4 protein-coding genes are annotated in these 2,435 nt (G+C 43.2%); 3 read left to right on the top strand and 1 reads right to left on the bottom strand.

Features of this window, described 5'->3' with window-relative positions; all coding sequences use genetic code 11:
- Positions 1 to 440 precede the first annotated feature (440 nt).
- On the bottom strand, positions 441 to 1,286 hold the full coding sequence (locus tag F6K37_RS38210) for a pentapeptide repeat-containing protein (RefSeq protein WP_008188357.1): 846 nt from the start codon (positions 1,284 to 1,286) through the stop codon (positions 441 to 443).
- Between the two features lie 65 nt (positions 1,287 to 1,351).
- Between F6K37_RS38210 and F6K37_RS38205 the strand changes: the two genes are divergently transcribed.
- From F6K37_RS38205 to F6K37_RS38195, 3 genes are all read left to right on the top strand, one after another.
- Positions 1,352 to 1,498 (top strand): hypothetical protein, encoded by a 147-nt coding sequence (locus F6K37_RS38205; protein WP_154659917.1) that lies wholly within the window; start codon positions 1,352 to 1,354, stop codon positions 1,496 to 1,498.
- A 161-nt stretch (positions 1,499 to 1,659) separates the two neighbouring features.
- Complete coding sequence (locus tag F6K37_RS38200; protein WP_008188360.1) at positions 1,660 to 2,031, top strand: hypothetical protein; 372 nt, start codon at positions 1,660 to 1,662, stop codon at positions 2,029 to 2,031.
- 69 nt (positions 2,032 to 2,100) lie between these two features.
- On the top strand, positions 2,101 to 2,435 hold a 335-nt coding region (locus F6K37_RS38195; protein WP_287256295.1), incomplete at its 3' end, for a site-2 protease family protein.

Below are 2,435 nucleotides of genomic sequence, written 5' to 3'. Positions count from 1 at the left end.
TTGTCGAACACTTTCCACTCGAATCAGAGTCTAATGCCCTGGCCAGGGCTGGATGTTGTCGAGTTGGTTGCAGATGCGTGCCAGCCTATGTCACTTATGCTAAAGAATCTGAGGGCTTTTGCGAGTTAGCACAATTGTTACTGCTGAAGACCTTTACTGGATAAGTGGTTTGGGTTGCACAGCTTTGCTGATTAATGGAATGATTGAGGGTAATTGGTAATTGGTAATTGGTAATTGGTAATTGGTAATTGGTAACAGGTAACAGGTAATTAGTAAATTGTAAAAGGTAATTAGTAACATTTTACAATTAATTATTAACAGGTTATTTGTAATTATTAAGTGGTAATTTATAACCAGACATAATATCAGTTGTTAATTTTGCTATAGCGTTTCGATTTGATGTGTGAAACAAGCCAGGGCTGATCAAAAACTGGGTTCAACTATTGATGCTGACTGCCACTTGGCATAATCGCTTTGCTAAGTTTAGCTTCACGCAGGTTAGCCTGATTCAGATTAGCATCAATTAAAACAGCTTCAATCAATATTGCCTCGCTAAGATTCGACCAACACAGGTTAGCTCGGTATAAATTAGCCTTGGTGAGATTAGCACCATGGAGAATTGTCCAACTCATCCTTGCTCCTCTGAGATTCGCATCCGTTAGGATAGTGTTTCTCATGGTGCAGCCACTTGCTATTGCACCACTCAAGTCTGCTTGATTGAGATTGGCCTTAGTCAAGTTGGCTCCACTGAGCAGGGTATGGGACAAATTTGCCCCAATCAGATTCGCTTCGATCAGAATACAATTGTTGAGGGATGCTCCCTCCAAAATCGCTCCGTCCAAGAGGGCTTGGGAAAGCTTGGCTCGGTTCAAGGATGTGCTAATCAGTTTTGCGTGACTCAAGTTAGCATTCTGGAGAATTGCCTCACTCAGAATTGCTTCACTCAGATTAGCTTTACTGAGGTTGACTCCAATCAGGCGGCAACTGCGTAGATTAGCATTACTCAAGTTAGCCTTAGTTAGATTTGCCTGACTCAGGTTACTAACAATAAGGTTGGCTTCACACAGGTCACTTCCCTGTAGATTAGCACCAGATAAATTCGCTTCTCGCAGATTGACACCTTTAAGAATAGCGCCCTTGAGACAACTCTGGCTGAGATTAGCACGTCGTAGGTTAGCTTGGCTCAGGTTTACTCCCGCCAGAGATACTCCCTGTAGATTAGCTTCTGGAAAGTCCCGTTCTCCAGCAGCATATCGCTTCAGTAATTCTTCCCCATCCATCATCATTCCTGTAACCTTGACAACTAATAAGCTAGGTGGTATTGCTCTATGGCATCTAATATGAATTATTATTGCTAGACTATGCTACTTTTATTTGCCAAAGTGCCAGCAAAAAGCGCAATGATAGTGTAATCGTGTATTGGTCAGACAATTATGAAATATTAGGGAATCGGGAATCGGGAATCGGGAATCGGGAATTTGGACGGGGGAATCACTAGAGTGTGTTTGTGTTAACCAAGAGATAAAGGTGCGATTGGTTCCGGTGTCTTCCTCCTCTTTCGGTTTCTTCTTAATCTCACCACTTACTTATCTAAATTTGCTATATAGACCAAAATTATATTATAATGGTTAGTTAACTCCTCACTAAAATTTGGTGTTCATGGCAGACTTAACTGGCACTTGGCTCGGAACTTACTGGCAAGGGGGAGTACCCACCCGGTTTGAAGCAACTCTGGTTCAAAGCAAGAATACAATCACTGGGAATATTTTGGACGACGGTTACTTAGGAGAAGCCCAGCTAAGTGGAGAGGTAATCGGACGGCGCATCCAATTTACTAAGCGATACATCACTAGCTCATCGACTCCAATCCAGTACATTGGTACCTTGGCTGAGTCAGAAGACTTGATGAATGGGCAATGGATAATCGATCAGTATAACACTGGTCCTTGGCAAGCTCGTCGTAGTGGCAATGACCTACTTGCAGACCTAAACACTCGTCTGAGTGAGCGGATGCCTGTGGCAGTTCCATGAGCCCAGAACATAGGAGTTACTTTATGCTGGTATGTAGAGCTATGGAAGGTCTCAGATAAGGAAAATGTGATGCTATCAGGTTGGCGAGTTGGCTCTCTATTCGGAATCCCACTGTTTCTAGACCCATCGTGGTTTTTCATCTTGCTACTGGTAACGATGATTAATGCGCGAGAGTTCGACTCTAGCCTAGGGTCGATTTTAGCTTGGGTAGCTGGATTGGCGATGGCACTGTTGTTATTTAGTTCTGTACTTTTACATGAATTAGGTCACAGTCTAGCTGCCCTCTCTCAGGGTATCAAAGTTAATTCGATTACCCTATTTATATTTGGCGGGATTGCGTCGATTGACCGAGAATCGAAGACTCCAGGAGAAGCCTTTCAAGTAGCGATCGCAGGACCATTAGT

Origin of the sequence: Moorena sp. SIO4E2 (genome assembly GCF_010671945.1) — a bacterium.
Classification (GTDB): domain Bacteria; phylum Cyanobacteriota; class Cyanobacteriia; order Cyanobacteriales; family Coleofasciculaceae; genus Moorena; species Moorena producens.
The sequence above is the reverse complement of the archived record's forward strand: the minus strand, read 5'-3'. Positions and strand labels throughout refer to the sequence as shown.

What these genes read in the sequence shown, in the direction of transcription:
- F6K37_RS38200 (WP_008188360.1), top strand. Translation starts at nt 1,660, where the DNA reads ATGGCAGACTTAACTGGCACTTGGCTCGGAACTTACTGGCAAGGGGGA.
- F6K37_RS38210 (WP_008188357.1), bottom strand. Translation starts at nt 1,286, where the DNA reads ATGATGATGGATGGGGAAGAATTACTGAAGCGATATGCTGCTGGAGAA.